The organism is Actinoallomurus sp. NPDC052308 (assembly GCF_040679195.1).
Lineage (GTDB): Bacteria > Actinomycetota > Actinomycetes > Streptosporangiales > Streptosporangiaceae > Actinoallomurus > Actinoallomurus liliacearum.
In genome coordinates this window covers 125710-149045 of sequence record NZ_JBFAUM010000010.1, presented here as the reverse complement: position 1 = coordinate 149045, position 23336 = coordinate 125710, and the positions used below count along the sequence as shown (strand labels likewise).

The following is a 23336-nucleotide window of genomic DNA, read 5'->3' as shown; positions in this document are numbered from 1 at the left end:
GAAATCGGTATCGAGGAGATCGGCGCTCAGGTATCGAGGAGATCGGCGCTCAGAACGCGTCCAGTTCCTCCTCCTCGTCGAGGGCGTGCCCGTCGTCGCCGGAGTGCAGGTCCGGTTCACGGCCGAGGGCCGCCGCGACCAGGCCGAGGAGGCCGCGGAAGATCCCGGGCCGGTCGGCCTCCGGCGGAGCCGACCGGTCGGCTTCCGGTGCGTCGGGGTGCGGTCCTCTCGGGGCCGCGGCGGTCACGGTAACCATCGTCACCTCCGAAGTGCGTCACCCTGGAGACGCCTCCGGACCGCCGCGGCTATGCCACCCGGATGATCTTTCCGGCCTCCGCGGCCGGTGATCAGCGGGTCGCCGCTCGCGCTCCCGCGAGCATCGCCCGGGTGATCCGGTCGATGTCCTCGGCGGTGCAGACGTACGGTGGCATCGTGTAGATCAGGTTGCGGAAGGGCCGCAGCCACACGCCCTGCGCCATGACGGCGTCCTGGACGGTGCCGACGTCGACGGGGTCGGTCAGCTCGATCACGCCGATCGCGCCGAGCACCCGGACGTCGACGACCCCGGGCAGGTCCCAGGCGGGTTGCAGGCCGGCCGTGAGCAGCTTCTCGATCCCGGCCACCTCGGCCCGCCAGTCGCGCTGGCGCAGCAGTTCGATCGACGCGATGGCGACGGCGCAGGCGAGCGGGTTGGCCATGTACGTCGGGCCGTGCATCAGCACGCCGGCCTCGCCGTCGCTGATGCCGCGGGCGACCCGGTCGGTGCACAGGGTGGCGGCCATGGTCAGGTAGCCGCCGGTGAGCGCCTTGCCCACGCACATGATGTCCGGGCTGATCCCGGCCCGTTCGCAGGCGAACAGCGTGCCGGTCCGGCCGAACCCGGTGGCGATCTCATCGAGGATCAGCAGCACGTCGTGCCGGTCGGCGAGCTCCCGCAGCAGGCGGACGTACGCCGGGTCGTAGAACCGCATGCCGCCCGCCCCTTGGACCACCGGTTCGACGATGATGGCGGCCAGCTCGTGGGCGTGGGCGGCGACGACGCTCTCCAGCTCCGCCGCGTACGTCGGCACGTACGCGGTCTCGTACGGGGCCGGGGGCATGGGGGCGAAGACGTGGGCGGGCAGCAGGTCCGCGAACAGGTGGTGCATGCCGCCGACCGGGTCGCAGACCGCCATCGCGCCGAAGGTGTCGCCGTGGTACCCGCCGCGCACGGTGCACAGCCGGGTCTTGCCCGTACGGCCCCGCGACCGCTGGTACTGCAGGGCCATCTTGATCGCGACCTCGACGGAGACCGATCCCGAGTCGGCGAAGAACACCTTCGTGAGCGGCTCCGGCGTGCAGTCGACCAGCAGCTCCGCGAGGCGTACCGCCGGAGGGTGGGTGAGGCCGCCGAACATCACGTGGGCCATCGCGGCGAGCTGCCGGGTGAGGGCCGCGTCGAGGACGGGGTGGGCGTACCCGTGGATCGCCGCCCACCACGACGACATCCCGTCGACCAGCTCCCGGCCGTCGGCGAGGGTCAGGCGTACGCCCTGCGCCGCGACGACCGGGTGCACCGGCGTCGTCGCCGGCATGGGGGCGTACGGGTGCCAGATGTGCTCCCGGTCGAACGCGAGGAGTTCCTCAGGGCCCATGCGGCCCAATGATCGCATCCGGAGTGGCTCCGCGCGGGGATCTCAGCCCTGTTCGCGAGCCCACTCGCGGAGCGCCTCGGCCGCGGCCTCCTTGCCGATCGGACCACGGTCGAGCCGCAGGTCGAGCAGGAACTTGTACGCCTTGCCGACGGCCGGGCCGGGCTGGATGCCGAGGATCTGCTGGATCTCGTTGCCGTCCAGCTCGGGCCGGATCCTGGAGAGCTCCTCCTCCTGCTGCAGGCGGGCGATCCGCGCCTCGAGCTGGTCGTACGTGCGGGCCAGCGCGGCGGCCTTGCGCCGGTTGCGGGTGGTGCAGTCGGCGCGGGTGAGCTTGTGCAGCCGCGTCAGCAGGTGCCCGGCGTCGCGGACGTAACGGCGCACCGCCGAGTCGGTCCACTCGCCCGTGCCGTAGCCGTGGAAGCGCAGGTGCAACTCGACGAGGCGGGAGACGTCGGCGACGACGTCCTTCGGGTACCGCAGCGCGGTGAGCCGGCTCTTGGTCATCGCCGCGCCGACGACCTCGTGATGGTGGAAGGTCACGCGGCCGCCGTCGACGAACGAGCGCGTCTTCGGCTTGCCGATGTCGTGCAGCAGCGCGGCCAGCCGCAGCACGAGGTCCGGGCCGTTCTCCTCCTGGGCGATCGCCTGCTCGAGCACGATCAGAGAGTGCTCGTAGACGTCCTTGTGCCGGTGGTGCTCGTCGATCTCCAGCCGGAGCTTCGGGAGCTCGGGCAGCACCCGCTCGGCCAGGCCGGTGTCGACCAGCAGCGTGAGGCCGGCGCGCGGGTGGGCGCCGAGCAGCAGCTTGGACAGCTCGTCGCGGACCCGCTCGGCCGAGACGATCTCGATGCGGTCGGCCATCGCCTTCATCGCGGTCACGGTCTCGGGGGCGACGGTGAAGCCGAGCTGCGCGGCGAACCGCGCGGCGCGCATCATCCGCAGCGGGTCGTCGCCGAAGGAGTCCTCGGGGCGTCCGGGGGTCCGCATGACCTTCTGCCTCAGGTCCCGCAGGCCGCCGAAGGGGTCCACGAACTCGTGCCCCGGCAGGCGCGCGGCCATGGCGTTCGCCGCGAAGTCGCGGCGGGCGAGGTCGCCCTCGAGGGAGGTGCCGTACGTCACCTCCGGCTTGCGCGAGTCGGGGTCGTAGGACTCGCTGCGGTACGTGGTGATCTCGAGCTGGTGGTCGCCCTTGCGCAGGCCGATCGTGCCGTACTCGATGCCGATCGTCCAGACGGCGTCCGCCCAGCCCTCGACGATCTCCAGGACCCGGTCGGGATGAGCGTCGGTGGCGAAGTCGAGGTCGTTGACCGGACGGCCGAGCAGGGCGTCGCGCACCGGACCGCCGACGAGGGCGAGCTGGTGCCCCGCGTCCGCGAAGCGCCGGCCGAGGTCGTCGGCGAGGGGCGTCACGCGCCGCAGCAGGTCTCGGACTGCCGCGTGCTGGTCGGAGGTCACGTCATGGTCGTTCGGCACGGCAATCGAGCCTAGGTCCTCGCACGTGGCGGGCAAAACGCGAATCACCGCGCGGGTGATCCGCTAACAGCCGGAAATCGGGGTAAATCTCCGGAACAGGCACGGAGACCACGATGAAGGACGCACTTTCCATCCATCGGCTCCTGCTGGAGCGCCAGATGGCCCACGAGATCGTACGCCTGCCGAGACACATCGGCTCCGCGGACGATCTTCCCGAGGTGCTCGGCCTGCCGCCGTCCCGCTGCCTGTGCACACGGGTCTACCTCCCGTACGAACCCGGCCGCCTGTACACCGCGCACCATCCCCTCGTCGCGGTGATCGTGACGGCGGGGACCCGGCCCGCGCCGGCCGCCGTGGCCGACGCCCTCGGCGTCCCGGAGGTACGGCCGGCGCCGGTCGACCTGGTGAACGAGGTCACCGACTACGCGGCGGAACTCGTGGCGCCGCTGCTCCTGCCCGCCGAGGTCACCACGCTGGTGGACCAGCGGGCGGCGCACGGCGACGAGGTCGTCTACACCACCACGGGTGAGGCCTGGACGGCCCTGGGGATCCACACTCTCGATCTGTTCACACTCTGTGACGCGAAACCCACACCGATCCCCTGCACGCACGCCCCCGAAGGCCCCGAGTCCTAGCGATCATTGACCGAGGACGTACGCGCGGCTACTACGATTGCGGCCGTGTCCCGCCCGCGCAGACCGAGTCGTCGGCCCGCCGGCCCGCCGGGCCGTCACCGCGAGGAGACGTCGGCGGGCGGCCTGGTCGTCGACACGGCAGACACCCCACGAGCCGCGTTGATCGCCAGGTACGACCGCGACGGCAGGCTCCTGTGGTCGCTGCCGAAGGGGCACCTCGAGGCCGACGAGACGATCGAGGAGGCGGCCGTGCGAGAGGTCGAGGAGGAGACCGGCATCCGCGGCCGGATCATCGCCCCGCTCGGCAGCGTCGACTATTGGTTCTCCGTCGACCGGAGACGGGTGCACAAGACCGTGCACCATCATCTGCTGATCGCCGTCGGAGGCGCCCTCTCGGACGGCGACGCGGAGGTCGCCCAGGTCGCCTGGGTACCGCTCGACGAGGTCGCCGGCCGTCTCGCCTACGCCGACGAGCAGGCGCTCGTCGCCAAGGTGCCCGAGCTGCTCGCGGGCACCGCATGAAGCGGCTCCTCGCCCTCGTCATCCCGCTGGTGCTGACCGGAGCCCCGGCGTTCGCCGCCACCCCGCCTCCGCACCACGAGACCGGGACCCGCACCACGCACACCGGACACGCCGCGGCTCCCGAACGCGCCTCCCGCGCCCGGCAGCCCGCCGGCAAGCTGCCCGTCGACGTCGTCGTCGACTCGATCAGCCCGAGCTACCTGCAGCAGTCCTCTGAGACCCTGAGGCTGAAGGGCCAGGTGCAGAACCAGTCCGACAACGCCTACCAGCGGCTCACCATCCGCCTCGTCTACTCCACGCAGAGGGTGGGCAGCCGCGGAGCGCTGCAGGCGTACGCCGACGGGAGGACCGCCGACCCCGCTCTGCTCGGCAAGACGCAGGTCGTGCCGGCGGCCGCGCAGCCGGGCGGCCACCAGCCGTGGGCGCTCGCGCTGCCCGTCAGCCGGATGCACCTGCCCGGGTTCGGCGTCTACCCGATCGCCGTAGAGGCGGTGAACTCCGTCAACCAGGTCGTCGGCCGACAGCGCACGCTCATCACCTACTTCCCGAAGTACACATTCGGCGAGAAGACTCGGGTCTCGTGGGTCTGGCCGGTGATCGACCAGCCGCACCGCGCCGACGACTCGACGTTCGTGGACGACCGGCTGGAACGCGCGCTGGGCGCCGGGGGGCGGCTGAACGACCTGGTGACGGCGGCGGCCTCGCCCTCGTACAAGGCGGTCAGCTGGCTCGTCGATCCCGCGCTGGTGGACGACGCCGCCCAGTTGGCGAACAAGGACGGCTACAGCGTCAAGGACGCCCACAAACCGAAGAGCGCCACCGCGCAAGCCTGGCTGCAGACCCTGCGCAACTCCCTCGTCGGCAAGAACGTCATCGCCACGCCGTACGCCGACCCGGACGTCATGGCGCTGTCGCGCGCCGGTCTGGGACAGCACGTCAAGACGGCCGTCGACGCGGTGCCGTCCGCCCTCGGCCGGGCGAACATGCCCCTGGAGAACACGACGGTGGCGGTGCCACCGGACGGCGCCGCCGACCAGCGGACCCTGAACGATCTCGTCAAGGCCGGGGCCGGCACCATCCTGCTGAACAGCACCGTCCTGCCCAACCTGCAGGCGCAGAGCTACACCGCGAATCCCCAGACCACGAAGAAGATCAACGGCAAGAACGTCCGGCTCATCGCGTACGACGACACGATCAGCAAGGTCCTCGCCGCGGAGACCGGCGAGCCGGGGGGAGCACTGCTCGCCGAGCAGCGGTTCCTCGCCGAGACGGCCATGATCACCAGTGAGCTGCCCGCCAACCCGCGGACCGTGGTCATCGTGCCGCCACGCCGCTGGAGCCCGGGCGCGACCTTCGCCAAGGACCTGCTGAAGTTCTCCGCGCGCGCACCGTGGATGCGCATGGCCCCACTGGGCGCCGTCGCGAAGCAGCGGAAGTCGGAGCCGCGCACCTTCGTGCCGCCGAAGAGCCAGAACGGCCTGTCGAAGCGCTACCTGAAGCCGGTGAAGGACCTCAGCCTGGAGGCGTGGCGGTTCACCACGGTCTTCCAGCCCCCGGCGAGCGGGTTCACCCTCGGCGTCGCGCGGGCCGAATCGTCGGCGTGGGCCGACCAGACCCGGAGCGGACTGCGGCTGCGGCAGACACTGGAGACTCAGCTCCGCGCCGCCCAGGACAAGATCAAGGTGCTCAACGACCGCTTCGACCTGGCGGGCAAGTCCGGGCAGGTGCCGATCACGGTCTCCAACGGGCTCGAGCACGGCACCGTGAAGATCAAACTGCGCGCCGTCTCGCAGAACGACACGCGGCTCCACGTCGAAGGCCCGGGGGAGAAACAGAGCGAGATCACGCTCGAGGCCGGCCACAAGGAGACGGTCAACCTCTACATGAAGGCGGCGGCCAACGGCCCCGCCTACGTCTACCTGGACCTGCTCGGCCCGGACGATAAGCCGTTCACGACGACCAGGGTGCTGACGGTCCGCGCGACCGCGTACGGGCGAACCGCGCTGCTCATCACCGGTATCTCGCTTGCCGTAGTCTGCGTCGGCGTCGGATATCGCGTGATACGACGCCGAGGTGACGAAGCGGAGGACACGACGGGTGGCTGAGGCACAACCAGGTCCCGAGGCCGCGGTGACGCGGGTCGATCTCCCGGCGATCTCCCCAGAGGAGCCCGCCGAGGAGCCCGGCCGCCGCGGCGGAGTCAGCGGACTACTGAAGTCCAGCGCCGTCATGGCCCTGGGCACGATCGCGTCCCGGCTCACCGGCTTCATGCGCACGGCCGTGCTCGTCATCGCGCTGGGCACCCATGCGCTCGGTGACGTCTACAACACCGCGAACACCTTCCCCAACGTCATCTACGACCTGCTCCTCGGCGGCGTGCTCACCGCCGTGCACGTCCCGATGCTGGTGCGCGCGCTGGAGAAGGACCGCAAGTACGGCGAGGAGTACGAAGCGCGCCTGCTGACGCTCGTCCTCGGCGCGCTGCTGGCGCTGACGGCGATCGCGATGGTGGCCGCGCCGCTGCTCGTCGACCTGTACGCCGGCTCGTACGACAAGCAGAAGCACGACCTGGCCGTCCTCTTCGCGCTGTTCTTCCTGCCGCAGATCTTCTTCTACGGCGTCGGCGCACTGGCCGGCGCGTCGCTCAACGCCCGGGGCAGCTTCGCCGCGCCGATGTGGACGCCGGTCCTCAACAACGTCGTCGTGATCGTGATCGGCGTCGCGTTCCTCTTCGTCGCCGGCCGGGGCGTCGGCCCGGCGAACATCACGCACACCGAGATCCTGCTGCTGGCGGGCGGCACCACGCTCGGCATCGTGATCCAGACGATCGCCATGTGGCCGTCCCTGCGGAAGGTCGGCTTCCGGTACCGGCCGCGGTTCGACTTCCGCCGCGAGGAGCTCGCGCCGGTCGGCGGCATGGCGCTGTGGACGCTGCTGTACGTCGCGATCCAGCAGGTCGGCTTCGTCGTCAACACGAACATCGCCAACGGCGCCGGTGACAAGGGCGCCCGCGAGGGCATCACGTACGGCGTCGGGCTCACGCCGTGGAGCAACGCGTACCTGCTGTTCCAGCTCCCGTACGCGATCGTCGGCGTCTCGGTGGTCACGGCGCTGCTGCCGCAGATGAGCCGACACGCCTCCGAGCGACGGTACGACCTGGTCCGAGAGGACATGTCCTCCGCGCTGAACCTGTCGTCGGTGGTGATCGTGCCGTCCGCCGCGCTGCTGTTCGCGCTGGCGCCGGAGATGACCACGCTGTTCTTCGCGCACGGCTCCACGAGGATCTCCGACGCGCTGATGATCGGCAACGTGCTGCAGGCGTTCACGTTCGCGCTGGTGCCGTTCGCGATCTACCAGCTGCTGCTACGGGTCTTCTACGCGCTCGCCGACACCCGCACGCCCGCCTTCATGGCCGTCTTCAACGTGGCGATCAGCATCACCCTCGGACTGATCGGCTACCACACGCTGCCCACGGACAAGATCGTGATGGGCATCTCGATCGCCCTCGGCGTGTCCTGGACGTTCGGCTGCTTCGTGGCGGCGTTCATCCTGCGCCGCCGGCTGAACGGCCTCGGCGCCCGGCACATCGTCACGTCGCATGTGAAGATCGCGGTCGCGACGGTCCCGGCGCTGTTGTTCGCGCTCGCCGTGCACCTGGTCAGTTTCAAGTTCTTCTACTACAACGTTCTGTCGTCGCTGGGCGTTCTCGCGATCGGCGGAGGCGGGGCAATGGTGCTGTACTTCCTGGTCGCGCGGCTTCTGCGGATCCCCGAGATGGAATCGCTGCAACGAACCATGATGGCCAGATTGCCCGGTCGTGGGGCGAGTTAGGAGGCGCTGCCCGTAAGGTGGGAGAGCGCGACTCGCGCCGGGTAGTAATCCATCGACGCTCCTCGAGCGTCCTACCATCGGGCGGGATTGTGATGAAGTCTTCCTCCGTCCATAAGGGAGCGAGGGAGGGTCGAAGGCGTAAGGGAGCCACGGCACTGATGATGGGATGCGACCACCTACGCCGGACGCCGCGTTGAGCACGTCCGTCATCGAACCCGGAACCCGCCTCGCCGGTCGGTACCGCCTGGACGACCGTGTCAGCGAAGCGGGCGGTTCCACATTCTGGAAGGCGACGGACGAGATCCTCGCCCGTTCGGTCGCCGTGCTCACCTTCGCGCCCGGCTTCCCCCGGGTGAACGACGTGGTGACCGCGGCCCGCGCCGCGAGCCGCCTCACCGACCCACGCCTCACCCAGGTCTTCGACGCCGATGACAGCGGCGAGCGGGCGTACGTCGTCAGCGAGTGGGTCACCGGGGAGACCCTCGAGGACCTCCTCGCCCAGGGGCCCATGGAGTCCGACCGGGCCGCCGCCTTCCTGCTCGAGGCCGCCGAGGCGCTGACCTCCGCGCACGCCGCGGGCCTGGCCCACCTCTGCCTCACCCCCCACAATCTCGTCTGGACCAGCGGCGGCACCGTCAAGATCACCGGACTGGGCGTCGAAGCCGTCCTGTCCGGTGCGGAGTCCGACACGCCGGCACTGGACGACGTGCAGGGGCTCGGCGCCATGCTGTACGCCGCGCTCACCGGCCACTGGCCCGGCGGCGAGGGCACCGTCCTGCCGCCCGCGCCGACCGGCCCGGACGGACGGCCGCTGCTGCCGAGCCAGGTCCGCGCGGGCATCCCGCACAACCTCGACGCGGTCGTCGGCCGGGCGTTGGGCCTGGCCGTCCACGGCGCTCCGGAGCGGTTCGACTCCCCCGCGGCCTTCGCCGACGCCCTCGCCAAGGTCCCCCGGTCCCCGCTGCCGTTCGTGCCGCTCGTCGGCTCGACGCCGCCGTCGGTCGTGTCACGGCCCGACAGCAACCCGGACGGTACGGCGAAGATGTCCGCCACGGCGGCTCAGCCGATCCCCCCGGTGCAGACCGTGCCGGACAGCGCCCGGATGCGCCCTCCGCAGCCACCACAGCGGCCGCAGCCGCCGCAGCACACGACCGGCGGTCACCGGGCCGGGGGCGGCCAGGGCGGCTCGTTCAACAAGCCTCTCGTGGCCGTCGTCGTCGTGGTCGTGCTCATCGTGGTCGCCGTCGGCGGCTGGGCCCTCTCCCAGATGAGCGACGGCAACGGCGACAAGAACGCCAAGAACCACACGTCGGCCAGCCCCACTCAGGCCACCCAACCGGCGTCCACCAAGCTCAAGCCGGACAAGGCGGAGACGCTCGACCCACGTGGCCGCGATGACACCGCCCGGCAGAACCCCGAGTACGCGATCGATGGCAAGAGTTCGACCGTCTGGAAGAGCCAGTTCTACACCGACGCCCACTACGGCAAGCTGCAAAGCGGCCTGGGACTGCTCATCGACATGGGCAGGACGACGACGGTCGACAAGGTGGTCGTCAAGGCTCCGAACGGCGGTGCCGGCACCCTGGAGATCCGGGTCGGCGACTCCGGTACCCAGTCCATGACGAAGGTGGGCGAGGGTTCTGGCACGGGAACGGACAGCATCGACGCCAAGAACGCCAAGGGCCGGTACGTCCTGCTCTGGTACACGAAGCTGCCGACTTTCGGCCGATACATCATCGAGCTGAAAGACGTCGAGGTGTACGGATCGCGATGATCCCGTCACAAGGGGCGTGACGGTACCGAGGCGGCTACCATCGTGAGCGTGTTGAGGACCCCCTTTGTCGTCGAATCACATGCACGCCGGGCACGGTTGCAGATTCGGGAGGGGGACTCAGGGGGAACACGCTGGGCGAGGCGGTACACCATCGGCGGGGTCGCCGGTTACGGAGCGGGCTGACGAAAATGGCGGTCATACGCGGGGGACATTCGATCGAGGCCGTTCCGGACAAAGAGCTGCTGTCGCGACACGCGAATGGCGACCCGTACGCGTTCTCCGAGCTCGTACAGCGGCACCGCGACCGCATGTGGGCGGTCGCGCTCCGCACACTCGGCGACCACGAGGAGGCCGCTGACGCCCTCCAGGACGCCTTCCTGTCGGCGTACCGCGCGGCCGGCCGGTTCCGCGGTGACGCGGCCGTCACGACCTGGCTGCACCGCATCGTCGTCAACGCCTGCCTCGACCGGATACGCCGGCGCTCCATCCGGCCGGTCGTGCCGATGGGCGACGACGCCACGCTCGACTCCGTCGCGCCGAAGAACTCCGACCCCACCTCCACGCACGAGCTGTCGCTCGACGTGAACGAGGCGCTGCAGCGCATACCCTTCGAACAGCGGGCGGCGCTCGTACTGGTCGACATGATGGGGTACGCCGTCGACGAGGCCGCCAGGGTCCTGGAGGTCCCGCCGGGCACCATCAAGAGCCGGTGCGCACGCGGCCGCGCCCGTCTCGCACCGCTTCTCGGGCACCTACGGAACCAGGGACGCGGCTCGGGCGTCGAATCTGCGGAGGAAGGAGGTGGCACATCCGCGTGACTGCCGCACACCTTGACTACGAAGCGCTGGCCGACCTCGCCGAGGGGATTCTCGACGATGCCACGGCCACATCCGCAGAACAACACCTGACCGAGTGCGCCGAATGTCGTGATCGGGCCACTGAGGTCGCGGACGTGTCCCGCGTTCTCGCGGAGGCACCCACCCCGCCGATGCCCGCACACCTGGTCGAGCGCCTCGACGCGGCGATCGCCGCCGAGGCGGCGTCCCACGTGCCGGTGCATCGGCACGCCCGGCGATTTCAGTTCCTCGCCGCGGCGGCGGCCGCGGTGGTGGTCGTCGGCGGTGGGGGGGTCATCGCCCGCACTGTCCTGGAGAACGGCGACTCCAACAGCGCGACGGTCTCCCAGCGACCGGTGGAGGATCCCTCTCGTCCGCGTACGGGAGGCGCCCGGGCCCAGCCTCGGCCGGCCCGGTCCGTTCCGTTCACCGCCGTACGGAGCGGGACCCGCTACACCTCGGCCCAGCTCGAGTCGCAGGTCGCCTCGGCACTGTCCACGTCGACCGCCGACCGCGCGCTGACCGCGGTGACCCCCGGGTCGTTGGCGGACTGCGTCGGCCGGGTGAGCGGCGGGAAGGCCCCGCTGCTCGTCGACTCGGCCGCCTACGAGGGCCGTCCGGCGACGGTGATCGCGCTGCCGGGTGCCGATGCCGGGCATGCCGACGTCTGGATCGTCGGAGCGAAGTGCTCCGCCGATGACCCGGACCTGATCGCGCACCGGCAGATCACCCGCTGATCCTGGCGCGTCGCAGGCCGCATCGCCCTCGTGCTCGCCGGGCGGTGCGGCCTGCGACGTGTACGCGCGGGATGACCTGCGCGTGTGCATGAGCGGGAATCTCCGCGCCCTAGGATCGGTTTAGGCCACTGCGAGCGGAGGCGACCGGACGAACGGGACCGGGCCCGGCTTCGCGGACGCGATCAGAGAGAGGCACTGTGGTGAGCGACGTCCGGAACGTGATCATCATCGGTTCGGGGCCGGCGGGGTACTCCGCAGCGATCTACGCGGCCCGAGGGGACCTCAGACCACTGGTCTTCGAAGGCTCGGTGACCGCCGGTGGCGCGCTGATGAACACCACCGACGTGGAGAACTTCCCGGGCTTCCCCGACGGCATCGTCGGCCCCGACCTGATGGACAACCTGCGCAAGCAGGCGGAGCGCTTCGGCGCCGAGCTGGTCGCCGACGACGTGACCGAGGTCGACCTGAAGGCCACGCCCAAGGTCGTCAAGGTCGGTGACGAGACCCACCTGGCCAAGGCGGTCGTGATCGCCACCGGGTCCAAGTACCGCGAGCTCGGCCTGCCGAAGGAGAAGCAGCTCTCGGGCCGTGGCGTCTCCTGGTGCGCCACCTGCGACGGCTTCTTCTTCCGCGACAAGGACATCGCGGTGGTCGGCGGCGGCGACTCCGCCATGGAAGAGGCGATCTTCCTCACCCGGTTCGCCCGGTCGGTCACCATCATCCACCGGCGTGACAAGCTCCGGGCCAGCCGGATCATGCAGGACCGCGCGTTCGCGAACGAGAAGATCAAGTTCGCGTGGAACAGCGAGGTCGCCGAGATCCTCGGCGACGAGAAGCTGACCGGCGTGAGGCTTCGCGACGTGGACACCGGCGAGGAGCGCACCCTCGAGCTGTCCGGACTGTTCATCGCGATCGGCCACGAGCCGCGCACGGAGCTGTTCGCCGACCAGCTCGAGCTGGACGAGGAGGGGTACCTCCGCGTCGCGGCGCCGACGACCCACACGAACATCCCCGGCGTCTTCGGAGCCGGCGACGTCGTCGACCACCGCTACCGCCAGGCGATCACCGCGGCGGGCACCGGTGCCGCGGCGGCCATCGACGCGGAGCGCTGGCTGCAGGACGAGGGGCTCGCGGAGCTGACCCCGCAGGATTTCTCCTCCGTTCCCAAAATCGGCGCCTGATCCCAGATTTTCCCGGCCTCCCGCGGCCTGGACGGCGGTGGCCCCGTGCGAAAGCACGGGGCCACCGCCATTTCATGCCCCTAGCCTGCGGAAACTCGCCACAGCCCCGCTGGCGGGCGAACGCCGCCATCCTGGTGTGATGGGGCCAATCCGGAGGGTTGATCGCCTCAGCGCCCTCTCAGGCCCCATCATGCTCATCTGGCGCCGGGCAGGCTCTCCGATCTGCTCCATGGGCCCCTGTCAGGCGAGTCGATCTGCCATCGGGCGGCGTGTCGCCTTGCGTACCGCCGTCTCATCCGCACTTCGGTGATCATCATGACGTCGGCGTCGGCGTCGGCGTCGGCGTCGGCGTCGGCGTCGGCGTCGGCGTCGGCGTCGGCGTCGGCGTCGGCGTCGGCATCGGCGTCGGCATCGGCGTCGGCATCGGCGTCGGCATCGGCATCGGCATCGGCCGCCCACGCCCCAAGGCGGCGTGATCACACCCACGGTGGACGGTTCTGGTCACCGCGCTATGGGATGGGCGCCTCACCGACCGCCGCCAGCAACTCGATGGGAAATTCCGGATCGCCTTGCCCGACGGTGATCGCGACCCACCGGGTGGCGTCCGGCTGTCGCCAGACGAGCATCTCACCGCTGAGCTGACACAACGAGCTGATCGGTTCCGGAACCGGGTCCTCACTCCACAGGTATGGATCCAGATCGATCGCCTCAGGTCCGCCCCAGCGCGCCGTCAGCGCCGTTACCAGCGCCTGAAAAGCGGCGTCGATCTCTTTCTCGGCCGCTTCGACGATCTCTTCACTACGGTCCTCCCAAAAGTCCTGGCTGGCCCGTAGGACGCGCACGTGGTAGCCCGGTCCGCTGGCACCGTCTCCTCGTTGCGTCTCGTTCCGCGGAAAAGGAAGGGCGAGCAGACCGCCGACGATGGACTCCAACTCCTGCGTTGCCACGCCATGAGACTAAACAGCCGGTGAAGGTATGTGGTCACCGCACTAGGTCATGGACTCGCCGAAGGCCGGCTGCGCGCGAGCTCCCGGTCGACCGAGCCCGTCCCCGCGGGTGTCCCTCGGCGGGCCGCCCTCGCGTCGCCGTCGGGAGCGGGTGGCGGGCCTGAGACGCCGTCAGACGGGTCGGAGGGCGCCTTCCGGGGACATGGAGCCGAGGAGCCGTTCCAGGGCGACCTCGACGTCCTCCCGCCAGGAAATGGCGGACTTGAGCTCGAGCCGCAGGCGCGGGAACCGGTGGTGCGGCCGTACGGTCTTGAAACCGACCGCCAGCATGTACTCGGCCGGCAGGACGCAGCCGGGCTTCTCCCACTTGAGATCGCCGAACGCCTCGATCGCCCGGATGCCCCGCCGGGTCAGGTCCTTGGCCATCCCCTGGACGAGCATCCGCCCGAGCCCGCCGCCCTGGAACTCGGGCAGGATGTACGCGGTCATCAGCAGAGCGGCGTCCGCGCTCGCGGGGCTCGTCGGGAAGGCGACGGAACGCGGCACGTACAGCGGCGGCGCGAACAGGACGTAACCCGCGGGCACTCCGTCGACGTACACGATCTTGCCGCAGCTCCCCCATTCGAGGAGCGTGGCGGAGATCCACGCCTCCTTCTCCAGCTCCGTGTTACCGCAGTCCTCGGCTCGCTGTTTGCTCACCGGATCGAGCTCCCAGAACACGCAGCTGCGACACCGCGATGGCAGATCATCAAGATTGTCGAGCGTGATATTCACCAGACGACGCGACACCGGCCAGGCCCCCTTCTTAGGCGGAGCGCCTTCATTCCCCGAGACCTATTCCCGCTCAGCGGGAGCTTAGAGCTGCGGTTCGATCCACCGCTGCCGGAACGGATGGCCGGTGTTTCACGTGAAACCATCCGTCCGAGCGGAGCTATGCGGGTGGGTGGTTGCCCGGCGTCATCGCATCGACGATCCGCTCGAGGTCCTCGAGCGTGGCGAACTCCACCACGATCTTGCCCTTGCGCTGGCCGACGTCGACGCGCACCTTGGTCTCGTAGAGCTCCGAGAGCTCGGAGGCGAGCTCCCTGATACGAGGGTTCTCCGGCCCACTCGGCGCCTTGCGCCGGGTCGCCTTCTTCGTCTCCCCGCCCTCTCCGAGGGTGATCAGCTCTTCGACGGCCCGGACCGAGAGGCCCTCTTCGACGATCCGCTTCGCCAGGTACTCCTGCTGTTCGGCGCTCTCCAGGCCGAGGAGCGCCCGCGCGTGGCCGGCGCTGAGGACCCCGGCGGCGACGCGCCGCTGGACGACGGGCGGAAGGTTCAGCAGCCGCAGGGTGTTGGTGATGTGCGGCCGGGAACGCCCGATCCGGGCGGCCAGCTCCTCGTGCGTCGCGCCGAAGTCGTCGAGCAACTGCCGGTACGCGGCGGCCTCCTCCAGCGCGTTGAGCTGCTGGCGGTGGAGGTTCTCCATGAGGGCGTCGCGCAGCAGGTCGTCGTCGCCGGTGTCCCGGACGATCGCCGGGATCTTCTCCAGCTCCGCCAGCTTGGAAGCGCGTAGCCGCCGCTCGCCCATGATGAGCTCGTAGCGGTTCGGGCCGACCTCGCGGACGACGACCGGCTGGAGCAGGCCCACGATTTTGATCGAGGCGGCGAGCTCCTCCAACGCCACTTCGTCGAACGTGCTCCGTGGCTGCCGCGGGTTCGGAGTGATCTCCGCGAGCGACAGCTCGGCGAAGTGCGCGCCCGCCACCGCCTGCGGCTGGGGCGCACCGTCGAGCGAACCCGAGTCGGCGGCCCCGGTCGGCGGCGACGCCGGCTGTGCGGGCGCCGTCGGGATCAACGAGCCCAGCCCCTTACCCAGACCCCGGCGTGGCTGGCTCACTTCGTACCTTCCTCAGCACTGCGTCCCTGTGAAGCGTCACCCATCGCGACCGAGGCCCTAACGCGCCCCGGTGCCCTGCGGCTCGTCATTCGCCGGCCTCCGCGCCCCGGTAGGCCATCTCACGGGCGGCCTCCGTGTAGGCCAGCGCACCGCTGGAACTCGGGTCGTAGGTCAGCACCGACTCGCCGTAGCTGGGCGCTTCGGAGACCCGGACGCTCCGGGGGATGACCGTGCTCAGGACGAGCTCCCCGAAGTGGCTCCGCACCTCGTCCGCGACCTGTGCCGCCAGCCGGGTCCGCGCGTCGTACATCGTCAGGAGGATCGTCGACACGGCGAGGTTCGGGTTGAGGTGCTGCCTGACGAGGTCCACCGTGTGCAGGAGCTGCGTGAGCCCCTCCAGGGCGTAGTACTCCGTCTGGATCGGGATGAGCAGCTCGTCGGCGCCCGTCAGGGCGTTGACGGTGAGCAGGCCGAGCGACGGCGGGCAGTCGATGAGGACGTAGTCGAACTTGCCGGTGTCGTACGCCTCCAGCGCGCGGCGCAACCGGCCCTCTCGCGCCACCATCGGTACGAGGTCGACCTCCGCGCCCGCGAGATGCAAGGTGGCCGGCGCGCAGTAGAGATTCGGCAGCCCTTCGGCCGGAACGACGATGTCCTCGAACGGCCCGCCTTCAAGGATGACGTGATACACGGACGGGATGTCCGCGTGATGCTCGACGCCCAGTGCGGTCGACGCGTTCCCCTGAGGGTCGAGGTCGATCACCAGCACCCGTGAGCCGTGCATCGCCAACGCGGCCGCCAAGTTCACCGTGCTGGTCGTCTTGCCGACGCCGCCCTTCTGATTGGCGATCGTGACGATGCGGCACTTAGGCGGTCTCGGCCACTCCTTCTCATCCCGCTTGGCAACCGCCTTGAACGCGGCCGCAGTCGCCCGCACCATCGGCTGCGCTGTTTCACGTGAAACATCGGCCGACTTAAGCGCCTCACTTACCAACTTCGACTCCCCATGGACCGGGACACGTTGCGACGTCTCATTGACAGGATCGGCAGCGGACGGGGCTTCCGTGACGGCTTCCCGGACCGCCTGCCCCTCGGACGCGGAGACAGTGGCCGCCTCGGAAGGCGCCGCCGGCGAGGCCGGCGTCTCCGGAGGCGCGGCGGCCGGTGCTGCCGCCGCCGGAACCGGGGCCGCCTGCGGCGCCGTGGCCGGTGCCACCGACGCCCCGGCCTGAGTGGGAGGAGCCACGGCCGACGACGCGGCGGAGGACGCCGCCGTCGTGGTCGGCGCCGCCGGCGGCCCCGGATCCCCGGTCACCGCCGTAGACGGAGGCACGACCACCGACGCACCCGGCCAGCCGAGTCCCGACGATTGTCGTGGAGACGCTCCCGCGCGGTCCGGCCAGCCCAAGCCCTCTGCTGTCGTCAAGGCTCGTCACCTCTTCCGTTCGCCGCGCCGGCGCCCGCCGCGACGAGAACTCGTCCGTCTCCCCGAAGGCTGCGGAGCCTTGCCGGCGACAACACGGACGATCGTCGTCGGAGGCTCGACTTTACCGTGACCCACCTGGAGGACCTCTGCGTCGCGAACGCCGAATTCACTCAGAATCGCGCTCGCCTGCTCGAGTTCCGCCGCCGCGCGCTCACCCTTCAGCGCCAGCAGCTCACCGCCCGGCCGCAGCAGAGGCAGCGCCCAGCCCGCCAGCCGCTCCAGCGGCGCCACCGCGCGCGCCGTGACGACGTCGACGGCGAACTCGTCGGCGGCCTCCTCCGCCCGGGCACGGCGTACCTCGACGTTCGGCAGCCCGAGCAGGTCGACGCACTCCTGCAGGAACACGGTCCGGCGAAGGAGCGGTTCGAGGAGCGTCACCGATAGATCCGGACGGGCGATGGCCAGCACGAGTCCCGGCAGCCCGGCGCCCGAGCCGATGTCGACGACGGTCGCGTCGGCCGGGATCACCTCCGCCATCACGGCGCAGTTGAGCAGGTGCCGCTCCCACAGGCGATCGACCTCCCGCGGCCCGATGAGCCCGCGTTCGACTCCGGGACCGGCGAGGAACTCGGCGTATCTCTCGGCGGAAGGCAGCGCGTCGGCGAAGATCTCGCGAGCGATCGACGGCGCAGGAAGTAGTGCCATGGCTAGCGGCTCAGAAACTTGGTATGGGTCCCCACAGTGATGGAATGCTTCCACATCGCATGGCCTCCCGGAAACGCCGACCCGCGCGACCGGGCCCGCGTCCGCCACGTCGGCCCTACCCGCGAACCTGACGGAGGCCGCGAACCGCCCTCGATGGCCGTGTTCAAGAGCGCGGCGAAAGCGCTTCCCGTGGCCGTACCCCGCGCACGACGATCGGGGCGTTCTGTCCGATAGCGGGAGGAGCAGGCGTTTCACCGGTCGACCCACCCTCCCCACAAGGAAATTTCGGCCCTGTGCATATCTCCCGTGGGTCGGGTACGACTCCCGCTGGCCGATCCATCCCCGGAAGGAGCCGTCTCAGATGGGCATCGGAACAGGCCTGGCGTTCATCGCGATCGGAGCGATCCTCGCCTTCGCCTTCAATTTCCACGTCAGCGGGATCGACATCCAGATGATCGGATGGATCCTGATGTTCGTCGGCGCCGCGTGGCTGGCCATCACGTTCGCCTACACGCGTCCGCGTCGCCGTCGGCAGGTCGCGCAGATCGTCGAGGACGATCCGGTCTTCGTGACCCGGGAGGAGGAGCGGCCCACGGTCGTCGTCCAGGAGCCTGCGCAGCGCGCGGAGTCGCCGGTTCGCCCGCGGCCGGTTTCGGGAGGTCGCAACGTCACGAGGTATGAGCCGGAATAAGCCGCCACGATCCGCCGTGGGCTGACCGGCCACACCGTCAGAACGAGCAACGGCCCCGCCACTCCCTGAGTGGCGGGGCCGTTCTGCTCACGGTCGGCGCGGCGGGTCGGTGCCCGCTCGGCCGTGCGGCGGCGGTCGTCCGTTATTCGGCGTAGACGACGACGTACCGGTTGGGCTCCTCGCCCTCCGACTCGCTGCGCAGCCCCAGGGCGGCGATCGTGTCGTGGACGACCTTGCGCTCGAACGGCGTCATCGGCGACAGGGCCTTCGGCTCGCCGGTGCGCTTCACCTCTTCACCGACCTCGGTGCCGAGCTTGGACAGCTCCGACCGGCGGCGCTCGCGGAAGCCGCCGACGTCGAGCATGAGCCGGCTCCGCTCGCCCGTACGGCGGTGCACCGCCAGGCGGGTCAGCTCCTGGAGGGCCTCCAGCACCTCGCCCTTGCGTCCGACCAGCTCGTCCAGCGTGGCGCCGACGACGGACACCAGGGCCCGCTCGCCCTCGACGTCCATGTCGATGTCGCCGTCGAGGTCGGCGATGTCCAGCAGGCCCTCGATGTAATCCGCCGCGATTTCGCCTTCCTGCTCGAGCGCCTTGATGTCGACCTTCACGGTCTCCGCGGTCTCGGCTTCGGCTTGGCTCACTCCGGGCTCCTCTTGCGTGCTGCGGCTGGACTGGGAAGTCACGCTATCGCTTCCTCTTGCTCCGCGACTGGCGTGTCGGCTGGTGGCGTTCGACCTTCGGCGCGTCGTCCACCGGCTCCTCCGCCGCGGCCTCCTCCTCCTTGTTCTTCGCCTTACCCACGAGCGCGCTGCCGGTCGCGGGCTTCGCCGCGCCGTTCTTGACGGCGGTACGGGAGGTCTTCGCGGCGCCCGCCTTGGCGGTCCCGGCCTTGGCCCCGGCGGCCGGCTTGGCACCCGGCTTGGCGGTGGCGGCGGTGCCGTTGCCCTGGGCGTCGGGTGTCGGCATCGGGTACTTCTTGTACACGTAGTGCGACTGGGCCAGGGTCCAGGAGTTGGTGGTGACCCAGTAGATCAGAACGCCCAGCGGCAGTGTGAGGCCGAAGAGGCCGAACAGCGGCGAGAGGTACACCAGGTACTTCTGTGACGCCATCATCGGGTTGTCGGCGGTCATCGTCTGCATCGACCGGCCCATGCTGGTCTTCATCGTGAAGAACGTCGTGGTCGAGCTGATCACCACGGCGGCGCCGGTGACGACCATCGCGCCGATGTGCCCGCTGGAGAAGGCGTCCTTGAACGTCGACGGGATGTGCGCGCCGAAGATGTGGGCGTGCTGGGCGCTGGCGATCAGGTCGGCCGAGATGCCGTACTTCGACTGGCCCGGCTTGGTCGTGGAGATCGCGCGCAGCACGTTGTACAGCGAGATGAAGATGGGGAACTGCACCACCAGCGGCAGGCAGCCGGAGAGCGGGTTGGCACCCGCCTCCTGATAGAGCTTCATCATCTCCTGGTTGAGGCGCTGCTTGTCCTTCTTGTACTTCTTGCGCAGCGCCTGCACCTGCGGCTGCAGTTCCTGCATCTTGCGGGACGCGTGGATCTGCTTGACGAACAGTGGGAAGAGGGCGACCCGCATGAGGACGGTCAGCAGGAAGATCGACAGGCCCCACGCCCATCCGCTGTTCGCCGGGAAGATCAGGCTCAGGCCGGCGTGGATCTGTACGATCACCCACGCTACGGCCTCGAACAGCGGACTGAGGAAGCTGAGACTCACCGGCTGGCTCCTATGTGCTCTCCGAAACAGTGCCGCTCTCGCGCGGCGTGAGGTCTTGTGGTGCTCGGCCCTTCCGCGGCGGGACAGGGTCGTATCCGCCGGCGTGGAAGGGGTGGCAGCGGGCGATGCGACGCACCGCGAGCCAGCCTCCGCGGAGGGCGCCGTGGGTGCGAAGCGCCTCTAGGGCGTAGGCGCTGCAGGTCGGCTGGTAGCGGCAGACCGGGCCGAGAAGCGGGCTGATGAACCGACGATAGAAGACGATGGGCACTATCAGGGCCCGAGCCGCGAGCGTCGGCTTGTCCGTCATGTCCGCCTCTTGACCTGTCGCCGCAGGAGCCGGTCGAGTGCCGCGTCGAGATCCGCGGCGAGTTCCTCGTGGCGTGCGGTCGCCGCCTTCGCGTTGGCCCGCACGACAAGCAGGCTACCCGGTGCGAGCCGATGCAGGTGTTCTCGCGCGATATGGCGGAGTCTGCGACGAACCTTGTTGCGGACCACCGCGACACCGACCTGGCGGCCGACGGTGAAACCGATTCGGGCGGGCTCGTCGACGTCATCCCGGAACTGCAGGTGCAGAACGAGATTAGGCCGTCCGGCACGATCGCCGCGCCGAACGGCCGAGGTGAACTCTTCTCGCCGCCGCATCCGGTGTCCGGACGGCAGCACAGCCGCCGCTACTCAGACCGCGACTTGGGCGCGGCCCTTGCGGCGGCGCGACGACAGGATCGCGCGCCCCGCCCGGGTGCGCATGCGAAGCCGGAAGCCGTGCTTCTTGTGCCGGCGACGGTTGTTCGGCTGGTACGTACGCTTGCTCACTCGAGACTCCAGTGGGGTGCTGCGGTCAACGTGCTGATGTCGCATCGGGCGCCGTCACTCGCGGACATGCGAGGGACCGGCGACCTGCGGGCGCGCAGCACCGCCGTCGATGCGACTCGACCGTCGTACGTTACGTTCTGCGCCGCCCTCCGGTCAAACCGAACACACATATCCCCAATGACGCCGGGGCTTGTGCACAAGTTGTGGACAACCCTGTGGATGACGCGTGAGAGAGTGTTCGTCTGACGTTTCGCGGGAGGACTAACGCCCACTACCGGGGCGCCGGCCGCTTCGAGGGAGGGAACCAGGATATGGACGGGCTGGATCTTGCGCTCGTGTGGACGAGGGCCCTGGAGGCCCTGCCCGGCGATCTGCCCCCGCAGCATCGCGCCTGGCTCTCCATGACCCGGCCGCTGGCCCTGGTCGAGGATACGGCGCTGCTCGCGACGCCGAACGAGTTCGCCAAAGAGGTGCTGGAGAACCGCCTCCACCCGTTCATCACCGAGGTGCTGTCCGCCCAGCTCGGCCGGGAGATCCGGGTGGTGGTCACGGTGCAGCCGGACCCGTCGCCGTCCGCCGAGCGCCAGGTTCCCGCGGAGCCGGAGACCGATCACGAGCAGCCGTCCCACGGCCCCGGCGGCTACCGCCTCGAAGGTCCACGGTTCTCCACCACGCCGCAGCGCGGACCGGCCGGCGACCCCGGCCCGTACGGCGAGCCGGGCCCCGGCTCGTACGGTGACCCAGGTCCCGGCCCGTACGGTGACCCGAGCCCGGGCTCGTACGGCGACTCGAACGCCCCGGCCCCCGCCGGACCGAACATCGGCGGGTACGGCGACCCGGGTGCCGCCGGTCCGGGAGCGGGCGGATACGGAGACCCGGGCGTCCCCGGTCCGGGAGCGGGCGGATACGGAGACCCGGGCGTCCCCGGTCCGGGAGCGGGCGGATACGGAGACCGAGGGCCCGGCTCGTACGGCGGCGACCAGTACGGCGGTGATCGGTACGGCTCCGACCGGTACCGCCCGGAGCAGCAGTACGGCGGCGGCGACCCGTATCGCGGCGAGACCTACCGCGACCAGTACGGCGCGCCGGGCGGCCCGGGCGGCCCGTACCCGCAGGACCAGCAGCGCCGCCCCGACCAGCAGGGCCTGCCGAACGTTCCGGGCCGGCGCGACCCCTTCGTGCCGACGCCCGGCTCGGTGCCCGGTGGCGGCTGGCAGTCCCGGCCGTCGTCGGACCCGGCCGAGAAGACGAGCGAGCCCGCGCGGCTGAACCCGAAGTACACCTTCGACACGTTCGTCATCGGCTCGTCCAACCGGTTCGCGCACGCGGCGGCCGTGGCGGTGGCGGAGGCTCCGGCCAAGGCGTACAACCCGCTGTTCATCTACGGGGACTCCGGCCTGGGCAAGACGCACATGCTGCACGCCATCGGCCACTACGCGCAGAGCCTGTTCAACGGGGCGCGGGTGCGGTACGTCAGCTCGGAGGAGTTCACCAACGACTTCATCAACGCGATCCGGGACGGCAAGGCCGACAACTTCCGCCGTCGCTACCGGGACGTCGACATCCTCCTCGTCGACGACATCCAGTTCCTCGAGAACAAGGAGCAGACGCAGGAGGAGTTCTTCCACACCTTCAACACCCTCCACAACGCGAACAAGCAGATCGTGATCTCCAGCGACCGCGCGCCCAAGCAGTTGGTGACGCTGGAGGACCGGCTCCGCAACCGCTTCGAGTGGGGGTTGATCACGGACGTGCAGCCGCCCGAGCTGGAGACCCGCATCGCGATCCTCCGCAAGAAGGCGGTGCAGGAGGGCCTGGTCGCGCCGCCGGAGGTGCTGGAGTACATCGCCTCGAAGATCTCGACCAACATCCGGGAGCTGGAGGGGGCGCTGATCCGCGTGACGGCGTTCGCCAGCCTGAACCGCCAGTCGGTGGACCTGCAGCTCGCCGAGATCGTGCTGAAGGACCTCATCCCCAACGACAGCGGCCCCGAGATCACCGCAGCGACGATCATGGCGCAGACGGCGACGTACTTCGGGATCGACATGGAGCAGCTGTGCGGGCCGTCGCGCTCGCGGGTGCTGGTGACCGCCCGGCAGATCGCGATGTACCTGTGCCGGGAGCTCACCGACCTGTCGCTGCCGAAGATCGGACAGCAGTTCGGCGGCCGCGACCACACGACGGTCATGCACGCGGAGAAGAAGATCCGCAAGCTGATGGCGGAGAAGCGGCCGATCTACAACCAGGTCACCGAGCTGACGAACCGCATCAAGCAGCAGGCCCGCAACGGTGGGGCGTGAGTTGTCCCCAGCGGTCGTCCACCGGGCGCCTCGCTTGTCCCCAGCGGTCCACAGGCGTCCACAGGAGATGCACAGGGGTTATCCCGAGATCGTGGAGTACACAGGGTGGGGAAAAACCTGTGGATGGATGACGGTGGACAACCCTGTGGAACAGAGGGGTGAATCGGTGGATGAGATGGGGACGGACGGTGGACGAGGTGGGGATGGATTCTCGTCATC

At 69.9% G+C, this 23336-nt stretch carries 25 protein-coding genes; 12 read left to right on the top strand and 13 right to left on the bottom strand.

The annotated features are described in order from the left end of the window. Positions 1 to 49 precede the first annotated feature (49 nt). The 3 genes from AB0L00_RS24385 to AB0L00_RS24375 form a co-directional block, all read right to left on the bottom strand. On the bottom strand, positions 50 to 247 hold the full coding sequence (locus tag AB0L00_RS24385; protein WP_364438287.1) for a hypothetical protein: 198 nt from the start codon (positions 245 to 247) through the stop codon (positions 50 to 52). A gap of 100 nt (positions 248 to 347) precedes the next feature. Next, on the bottom strand, positions 348 to 1634 hold the full coding sequence (locus tag AB0L00_RS24380) for an adenosylmethionine--8-amino-7-oxononanoate transaminase (RefSeq protein WP_364438284.1): 1287 nt from the start codon (positions 1632 to 1634) through the stop codon (positions 348 to 350). A 42-nt stretch (positions 1635 to 1676) separates the two neighbouring features. Further along, the gene (locus AB0L00_RS24375) at positions 1677 to 3089 is read right to left on the bottom strand and encodes a CCA tRNA nucleotidyltransferase (RefSeq protein WP_364438477.1); all 1413 of its coding nucleotides are present in this window, start codon (positions 3087 to 3089) and stop codon (positions 1677 to 1679) included. A gap of 131 nt (positions 3090 to 3220) precedes the next feature. On the opposite strand from AB0L00_RS24375, the gene AB0L00_RS24370 reads away from it, so the two are divergent. The 9 genes from AB0L00_RS24370 (at position 3221) to AB0L00_RS24330 (ending at position 13099) form a co-directional block, all read left to right on the top strand. Then, on the top strand, positions 3221 to 3742 hold the full coding sequence (locus tag AB0L00_RS24370; RefSeq protein ID WP_345366265.1) for a YbaK/EbsC family protein: 522 nt from the start codon (positions 3221 to 3223) through the stop codon (positions 3740 to 3742). A 45-nt stretch (positions 3743 to 3787) separates the two neighbouring features. Continuing rightward, positions 3788 to 4264: an NUDIX hydrolase gene (locus AB0L00_RS24365; protein ID WP_364438281.1), complete on the top strand. Its 477-nt coding sequence runs from the start codon at positions 3788 to 3790 to the stop codon at positions 4262 to 4264. After that, complete coding sequence (locus tag AB0L00_RS24360; RefSeq protein ID WP_364438278.1) at positions 4261 to 6369, top strand: DUF6049 family protein; 2109 nt, start codon at positions 4261 to 4263, stop codon at positions 6367 to 6369. The genes AB0L00_RS24365 and AB0L00_RS24360 overlap by 4 nt, the downstream gene beginning before the upstream one ends. Further along, a complete protein-coding gene (gene murJ / locus AB0L00_RS24355; RefSeq protein ID WP_364438276.1) occupies positions 6362 to 8095 on the top strand; it encodes a murein biosynthesis integral membrane protein MurJ in 1734 nt (577 codons plus the stop codon). Before AB0L00_RS24360 ends, murJ begins: the two co-directional genes overlap by 8 nt. Before the next feature lie 166 nt (positions 8096 to 8261). Next, positions 8262 to 9869 (top strand): protein kinase family protein, encoded by a 1608-nt coding sequence (locus AB0L00_RS24350; protein ID WP_364438273.1) that lies wholly within the window; start codon positions 8262 to 8264, stop codon positions 9867 to 9869. 188 nt (positions 9870 to 10057) lie between these two features. Beyond that, positions 10058 to 10687: an RNA polymerase sigma factor SigM gene (sigM, locus tag AB0L00_RS24345; RefSeq protein WP_345366275.1), complete on the top strand. Its 630-nt coding sequence runs from the start codon at positions 10058 to 10060 to the stop codon at positions 10685 to 10687. Beyond that, complete coding sequence (locus AB0L00_RS24340) at positions 10684 to 11442, top strand: hypothetical protein (RefSeq protein WP_364438270.1); 759 nt, start codon at positions 10684 to 10686, stop codon at positions 11440 to 11442. Before sigM ends, AB0L00_RS24340 begins: the two co-directional genes overlap by 4 nt. 200 nt (positions 11443 to 11642) lie before the next feature. Continuing rightward, complete coding sequence (gene trxB, locus AB0L00_RS24335; protein ID WP_364438267.1) at positions 11643 to 12623, top strand: thioredoxin-disulfide reductase; 981 nt, start codon at positions 11643 to 11645, stop codon at positions 12621 to 12623. A gap of 269 nt (positions 12624 to 12892) precedes the next feature. Next, positions 12893 to 13099: a hypothetical protein gene (locus tag AB0L00_RS24330; protein WP_364438264.1), complete on the top strand. Its 207-nt coding sequence runs from the start codon at positions 12893 to 12895 to the stop codon at positions 13097 to 13099. A gap of 33 nt (positions 13100 to 13132) precedes the next feature. Here AB0L00_RS24330 and AB0L00_RS24325 read toward each other — a convergent pair whose 3' ends face one another. The 4 genes from AB0L00_RS24325 to AB0L00_RS24310 form a co-directional block, all read right to left on the bottom strand. Next, positions 13133 to 13570 (bottom strand): hypothetical protein, encoded by a 438-nt coding sequence (locus AB0L00_RS24325; protein WP_364438261.1) that lies wholly within the window; start codon positions 13568 to 13570, stop codon positions 13133 to 13135. A 171-nt stretch (positions 13571 to 13741) separates the two neighbouring features. Next, a complete protein-coding gene (locus tag AB0L00_RS24320) occupies positions 13742 to 14359 on the bottom strand; it encodes a GNAT family N-acetyltransferase (RefSeq protein WP_345366283.1) in 618 nt (205 codons plus the stop codon). A gap of 142 nt (positions 14360 to 14501) precedes the next feature. After that, positions 14502 to 15452: a ParB/RepB/Spo0J family partition protein gene (locus tag AB0L00_RS24315; RefSeq protein WP_364438258.1), complete on the bottom strand. Its 951-nt coding sequence runs from the start codon at positions 15450 to 15452 to the stop codon at positions 14502 to 14504. A gap of 85 nt (positions 15453 to 15537) precedes the next feature. Beyond that, positions 15538 to 16392 (bottom strand): ParA family protein, encoded by an 855-nt coding sequence (locus tag AB0L00_RS24310; RefSeq protein ID WP_364438255.1) that lies wholly within the window; start codon positions 16390 to 16392, stop codon positions 15538 to 15540. A gap of 166 nt (positions 16393 to 16558) precedes the next feature. Here AB0L00_RS24310 and AB0L00_RS24305 point away from each other — a divergent pair, with 166 nt between their 5' ends. Further along, the gene (locus AB0L00_RS24305; protein WP_364438252.1) at positions 16559 to 16684 is read left to right on the top strand and encodes a hypothetical protein; all 126 of its coding nucleotides are present in this window, start codon (positions 16559 to 16561) and stop codon (positions 16682 to 16684) included. A 200-nt stretch (positions 16685 to 16884) separates the two neighbouring features. Here the strand turns inward: AB0L00_RS24305 and rsmG are convergent, their stop codons facing one another. After that, positions 16885 to 17583: a 16S rRNA (guanine(527)-N(7))-methyltransferase RsmG gene (gene rsmG, locus AB0L00_RS24300; protein ID WP_345366291.1), complete on the bottom strand. Its 699-nt coding sequence runs from the start codon at positions 17581 to 17583 to the stop codon at positions 16885 to 16887. 361 nt (positions 17584 to 17944) lie between these two features. Between rsmG and AB0L00_RS24295 the strand changes: the two genes are divergently transcribed. Next, the gene (locus tag AB0L00_RS24295) at positions 17945 to 18274 is read left to right on the top strand and encodes a DUF6458 family protein (RefSeq protein ID WP_345366293.1); all 330 of its coding nucleotides are present in this window, start codon (positions 17945 to 17947) and stop codon (positions 18272 to 18274) included. A gap of 142 nt (positions 18275 to 18416) precedes the next feature. Here the strand turns inward: AB0L00_RS24295 and AB0L00_RS24290 are convergent, their stop codons facing one another. The 5 genes from AB0L00_RS24290 to rpmH are packed head-to-tail and all read right to left on the bottom strand — an operon-like array spanning position 18417 to position 20817. Beyond that, positions 18417 to 18917: a R3H domain-containing nucleic acid-binding protein gene (locus AB0L00_RS24290; protein ID WP_345366295.1), complete on the bottom strand. Its 501-nt coding sequence runs from the start codon at positions 18915 to 18917 to the stop codon at positions 18417 to 18419. A 43-nt stretch (positions 18918 to 18960) separates the two neighbouring features. Continuing rightward, complete coding sequence (gene yidC / locus AB0L00_RS24285) at positions 18961 to 20004, bottom strand: membrane protein insertase YidC (protein ID WP_364438248.1); 1044 nt, start codon at positions 20002 to 20004, stop codon at positions 18961 to 18963. Between the two features lie 10 nt (positions 20005 to 20014). Then, entirely contained in the window at positions 20015 to 20311 is a 297-nt protein-coding gene (gene yidD / locus AB0L00_RS24280) for a membrane protein insertion efficiency factor YidD (protein ID WP_345366299.1), read from the bottom strand. Next, entirely contained in the window at positions 20308 to 20667 is a 360-nt protein-coding gene (gene rnpA, locus AB0L00_RS24275) for a ribonuclease P protein component (protein WP_364438243.1), read from the bottom strand. Before rnpA ends, yidD begins: the two co-directional genes overlap by 4 nt. A gap of 12 nt (positions 20668 to 20679) precedes the next feature. Then, positions 20680 to 20817, bottom strand: coding sequence for a 50S ribosomal protein L34 (rpmH, locus tag AB0L00_RS24270; RefSeq protein WP_252781307.1), 138 nt, complete (start codon positions 20815 to 20817; stop codon positions 20680 to 20682). A 311-nt stretch (positions 20818 to 21128) separates the two neighbouring features. On the opposite strand from rpmH, the gene dnaA reads away from it, so the two are divergent. After that, entirely contained in the window at positions 21129 to 23117 is a 1989-nt protein-coding gene (dnaA, locus tag AB0L00_RS24265; RefSeq protein WP_364438241.1) for a chromosomal replication initiator protein DnaA, read from the top strand. The last annotated feature ends 219 nt before the right edge of the window (positions 23118 to 23336 follow it).

Bases quoted from the DNA above. Each gene is read 5' to 3' on its own strand.
- rsmG (WP_345366291.1), bottom strand. From the start codon at position 17,583: ATGGCACTACTTCCTGCGCCGTCGATCGCTCGCGAGATCTTCGCCGAC.
- AB0L00_RS24350 (WP_364438273.1), top strand. From the start codon at position 8,262: ATGCGACCACCTACGCCGGACGCCGCGTTGAGCACGTCCGTCATCGAA.
- AB0L00_RS24370 (WP_345366265.1), top strand. From the start codon at position 3,221: ATGAAGGACGCACTTTCCATCCATCGGCTCCTGCTGGAGCGCCAGATG.
- yidD (WP_345366299.1), bottom strand. From the start codon at position 20,311: ATGACGGACAAGCCGACGCTCGCGGCTCGGGCCCTGATAGTGCCCATC.
- AB0L00_RS24360 (WP_364438278.1), top strand. From the start codon at position 4,261: ATGAAGCGGCTCCTCGCCCTCGTCATCCCGCTGGTGCTGACCGGAGCC.
- dnaA (WP_364438241.1), top strand. From the start codon at position 21,129: ATGGACGGGCTGGATCTTGCGCTCGTGTGGACGAGGGCCCTGGAGGCC.
- AB0L00_RS24380 (WP_364438284.1), bottom strand. From the start codon at position 1,634: ATGGGCCCTGAGGAACTCCTCGCGTTCGACCGGGAGCACATCTGGCAC.
- AB0L00_RS24310 (WP_364438255.1), bottom strand. From the start codon at position 16,392: ATGGTGCGGGCGACTGCGGCCGCGTTCAAGGCGGTTGCCAAGCGGGAT.
- sigM (WP_345366275.1), top strand. From the start codon at position 10,058: ATGGCGGTCATACGCGGGGGACATTCGATCGAGGCCGTTCCGGACAAA.
- AB0L00_RS24295 (WP_345366293.1), top strand. From the start codon at position 17,945: ATGGGCATCGGAACAGGCCTGGCGTTCATCGCGATCGGAGCGATCCTC.